The sequence below is a fragment of the Helicobacter sp. UBA3407 genome (assembly GCF_949747025.1).
Taxonomy (GTDB): Bacteria; Campylobacterota; Campylobacteria; order Campylobacterales; family Helicobacteraceae; genus Helicobacter_D; species Helicobacter_D ganmani.
In genome coordinates, this window is record NZ_CATKCB010000193.1 from 1 (window position 1) to 3,357 (window position 3,357).

General features: G+C 38.2%; 8 protein-coding genes. 6 read left to right on the plus strand and 2 right to left on the minus strand.

Translation table 11 applies throughout. The features are described from left to right. Window positions 1–184: 184 nt before the first annotated feature. Window positions 185–382, plus strand: coding sequence for a hypothetical protein (locus tag Q1553_RS07100; RefSeq protein ID WP_115551064.1), 198 nt, complete (start codon window positions 185–187; stop codon window positions 380–382). Window positions 383–511: 129 nt separating this feature from the next. Here the strand turns inward: Q1553_RS07100 and Q1553_RS07105 are convergent, their stop codons facing one another. Together Q1553_RS07105 and Q1553_RS07110 are read right to left on the minus strand one after the other, a co-directional pair. Next, window positions 512–694 carry a hypothetical protein gene (locus Q1553_RS07105; RefSeq protein ID WP_297570856.1) on the minus strand — a complete coding sequence of 61 codons (183 nt, stop codon included), beginning with the start codon at window positions 692–694 and terminating at the stop codon, window positions 512–514. A gap of 104 nt (window positions 695–798) precedes the next feature. Beyond that, window positions 799–1,173, minus strand: coding sequence for a RidA family protein (locus tag Q1553_RS07110; protein WP_115551065.1), 375 nt, complete (start codon window positions 1,171–1,173; stop codon window positions 799–801). Window positions 1,174–1,244: 71 nt separating this feature from the next. Here Q1553_RS07110 and Q1553_RS07115 point away from each other — a divergent pair, with 71 nt between their 5' ends. Genes Q1553_RS07115 through mog form a run of 5 tightly spaced genes read left to right on the plus strand, consistent with a single transcriptional unit; the run spans window position 1,245 to window position 3,317 of the window. Further along, window positions 1,245–1,595, plus strand: a complete 351-nt coding sequence (locus Q1553_RS07115) for a hypothetical protein (RefSeq protein ID WP_115551066.1) — start codon at window positions 1,245–1,247, stop codon at window positions 1,593–1,595. 13 nt (window positions 1,596–1,608) lie between these two features. After that, complete coding sequence (locus Q1553_RS07120) at window positions 1,609–1,830, plus strand: MoaD/ThiS family protein (RefSeq protein ID WP_299384663.1); 222 nt, start codon at window positions 1,609–1,611, stop codon at window positions 1,828–1,830. Further along, window positions 1,831–2,286 (plus strand): molybdenum cofactor biosynthesis protein MoaE, encoded by a 456-nt coding sequence (locus Q1553_RS07125; protein WP_115551068.1) that lies wholly within the window; start codon window positions 1,831–1,833, stop codon window positions 2,284–2,286. Window positions 2,287–2,288: 2 nt separating this feature from the next. Continuing rightward, window positions 2,289–2,771 carry a molybdopterin-guanine dinucleotide biosynthesis protein B gene (mobB, locus tag Q1553_RS07130; protein ID WP_115551069.1) on the plus strand — a complete coding sequence of 161 codons (483 nt, stop codon included), beginning with the start codon at window positions 2,289–2,291 and terminating at the stop codon, window positions 2,769–2,771. Then, window positions 2,772–3,317 carry a molybdopterin adenylyltransferase gene (gene mog, locus Q1553_RS07135; protein WP_115551070.1) on the plus strand — a complete coding sequence of 182 codons (546 nt, stop codon included), beginning with the start codon at window positions 2,772–2,774 and terminating at the stop codon, window positions 3,315–3,317. Window positions 3,318–3,357 lie beyond the last annotated feature (40 nt).

Here is a 3,357-nt window from a genome sequence, read left to right on the forward strand (position 1 = left end):
AGATTCCTTAATCTACATTTAATGCTTGATTTACTGCTATTCTCTGTATTTCTAGGGCGAATTAAATAAAGCTTTCTCTTGATTTCAAATTACGATAATATTTCGTATATAAATTAATAATTTAAGAAAATATGCCGTAATATTGCGATTGTAAATTTTAAATTTCGCCCAATAAGGAGCAGTAATGAAATATTGGATATGTGTATGCAAGAAATATGATGAGGATTGGCAGGAGGAATATAATGCAGAGTGGGAATGGTGGAAAAATGGCGAGGATGGCGATAGAGTACTATGCTATCAAACTTCAGCGCATAGATTCACGGCAGAACTTGAGGTAAGCGAGAAATTTGAGGCAAATAGCAAAAATGAAGCTTGCATTTAAGCGCAAAACTAGAGTGCCTTTAGATAACATTAACACAAGATAAACATTATCAGCGGATTTTTGATTTTAACGCCGATAAATATTCGCCTTTTACTGCGAATAAAAGCAATTTATTCTATGGGACATTTTTCACCACGACAAAAGAACAATTTGAATATATTTGCTCATTAGCACAATGCAATGAATAATTTTTTCTCTACCATTGCAAAATTTGCTTAGTAGAGATTCTAAAATGAAATCCACCGCGTCATTGCGAGCAAGTTTAAAAACTTGCGTGGCAATCCACAATCTAAACCAAAAGTAAATAAACAATGGAATCGTAAAACCATTAGCAAGATTTTAGATTATGGATTGCTTTATCGTTACACTCCTCGCAATGACAGAAATGGGCGCAAGGATGCGGTGGATTTCCTTATTTATCCCGTTAGTGCAATACACTCAATCTCTACCAAAGCACCTTTGGGCAATGCTTTCACTGCTACCGTGCTTCTAGCGGGTTTATGCTCCCCGAAAAATTCCGCATAGATTGCATTCACAAGCACAAAATCGTCCATATTGTTTAAAAAAATCGTAGTCTTTACAACATTTTGCAAACTACTTCCACCTGCTTTTAAAACCTCACTAAGATTACTAAGCACTTGCCTCGTCTGCGCCTCAATCCCCTCAACCAATGCTCCCTGCGGAGTCAATCCGATTTGTCCTGAAGTATAAATAATTCCTTGCGCCTTGATTGCTTGAGAATAAGGACCAATGGCTTGGGGCGCATTTTGTGTCGCAACCACTTCTAACATTGAAAATCTCCTTTACTTTATTGTTTAAATGTTATAAAATTATAGCTAAATTTAAATTTTAAGGAAAATCTATGAAATCAATTTTGAGATTCCTACTCGCTACTTTTTGTATTAGCACACTTGCAAATGCGGACAATTTCGTGCAAGCCACTAGCCCCGCTACTGAACCAAAAGTCATCGTTAAAGTCCCCCCACTCACACCTTTTGATGAAACCTTGCAAAGAGAAATGCAAAAATACCCTCAAGATTCTATGTTTTTTGTAGATGGAAAAACAGGCAAGATTCTTTCTGTCAATAAAACTCCAAGTGTAAAATCTAGCGGAGCAAATCCGGGCAAATTTTATCCAAGAGATGAAGTAAAACCAAAACCTAATGAAATAGCTCCCTACAAGATACAAGAAGAACGTATAGATTTATTATAAAACAAGGCAATGAATGATAGAAGTTGAATTTTTAGGACCTCTTGGCAATAAGACTTTCAAGAGCCAAGCAAAAGACTTTCACGAATTAAAACAAGAATTACAAGTGATTCCAGACTTAAAAGATTGGCTAAAAGATTGCGCCATTGCCTTAAATAACGAAATCGTTACCTCATTGGACACCCCGATTAAAAAGGGCGATAAAATCGTGTTATTGCCTCCCGTTTGTGGTGGATAAATGCAAACCCAAATTGATGGATTAGAAATTTTTGAAGGCGCATTGGACACTGCGGCAATTTATAAAGATTGGATTACTCTAAGCGCACAAGCCAATTTGGGAGCTAATGCAATTTTTACCGGAATCGTGCGCGCAGAAAATAGCTACGAGGGCTTAAGTTTTGATATTTATCTTCCACTGCTAGAACAATGGTTCTTGGGCTGGGTGAAAAAAGCCCTTGAAAGCGAAGTTTTGCTTAGAATGGCGCATTCTAAAGGCGATGTTTTAAACCACCAAAGTTCCTATATGGCTGGGATTTTTAGCCCACAAAGACGCGCAACGTTAGAGATTTTTGGAGATTTCATTGAGGATTTCAAACATCGTGCTCCTATTTGGAAATATGATTTGAAAAATGGACAAAGAATCTACGCAAAAGAGCGCAGTCATAGACTACCCCATAGCGGAATCCTAAGCTAAAAATGAAAATAGTCGCATTTACAGGAAATTCCAATAGCGGCAAAACAACCCTTATTGAGAAGTTATCCCTGCACCTAAAGACGCAAAATAAACGCGTAGGAATCATCAAACACGACCCAAAGGATAAGGCAATGTTTGATGTTGAGGGCAAGGATTCTGCACGTTTTTACCAAACGGGTGCTGATGTCGCAATTTTAGGGGCAACGCAAAGTACCTTGCGATTCCACAAAGCCTTAAGCATAAAATCCCTTGTGGGACAATTTGTAGATTATGATTATCTTTTTGTAGAGGGCTTAAAAACATTGCCCTTTCCTAGAATCTGTGTTGCTAGAGATTCCTTTGATACGCGATTCCTGCCTTATATTCAAGCCATTGCGACAGATTCTAGTATTCCTAACCTAGAATCCTACGCCCTACCCCTTTTAAATCTGAATAATACCTTAGAAATTTTAGAATGGATTGATATAAACATAAAGGAATCTTAAATGATAGAGACAACAAAACAAAAAGCAAAAATCGGTATTTTAACCCTATCCGATAGAGCAAGTGCGGGAATCTATGAGGATATATCAGGCAAAGCAATTAAGGAAACTTTGGAGCAATACTTAATCACGCCATTTGAATGTGTTTATCGTGTGATTGGGGACGATTTGGAGGAGATTAAGCATAATCTAATAGAACTAGCCGATAGGGAATTTTGTGATTTGATTATAACAACAGGTGGGACAGGACCAGCACCACGTGATGTAACACCGGAAGCCACAGAGGCAGTTTGCCAAAAAATACTTCCGGGATTCGGTGAGTTAATGCGCCAAGTAAGTTTAAAATATGTCCCAACCGCTATTCTTTCGCGTCAAAGCGCAGGTGTGCGGGGTAAAAGCCTAATCGTCAATCTGCCCGGCAAACCAAAATCTATCCGCGAATGCCTAGACGCAGTTTTTCCTGCGATTCCCTATTGTCTTGATTTAATCGGTGCAAGTTACCTTGAAACAGATGAAAAGATTATCAAAGCATTCCGCCCAAAGGCATAACATAAAGATGACTTTCTGCTGTCCTTACGAGCGAACCAAT

Bases quoted from the DNA above. Each gene is read 5' to 3' on its own strand.
- Q1553_RS07100 (WP_115551064.1), top strand. From the start codon at position 185: ATGAAATATTGGATATGTGTATGCAAGAAATATGATGAGGATTGGCAG.
- Q1553_RS07110 (WP_115551065.1), bottom strand. From the start codon at position 1,173: ATGTTAGAAGTGGTTGCGACACAAAATGCGCCCCAAGCCATTGGTCCT.
- Q1553_RS07115 (WP_115551066.1), top strand. From the start codon at position 1,245: ATGAAATCAATTTTGAGATTCCTACTCGCTACTTTTTGTATTAGCACA.
- Q1553_RS07120 (WP_299384663.1), top strand. From the start codon at position 1,609: ATGATAGAAGTTGAATTTTTAGGACCTCTTGGCAATAAGACTTTCAAG.
- Q1553_RS07125 (WP_115551068.1), top strand. From the start codon at position 1,831: ATGCAAACCCAAATTGATGGATTAGAAATTTTTGAAGGCGCATTGGAC.
- mobB (WP_115551069.1), top strand. From the start codon at position 2,289: ATGAAAATAGTCGCATTTACAGGAAATTCCAATAGCGGCAAAACAACC.
- mog (WP_115551070.1), top strand. From the start codon at position 2,772: ATGATAGAGACAACAAAACAAAAAGCAAAAATCGGTATTTTAACCCTA.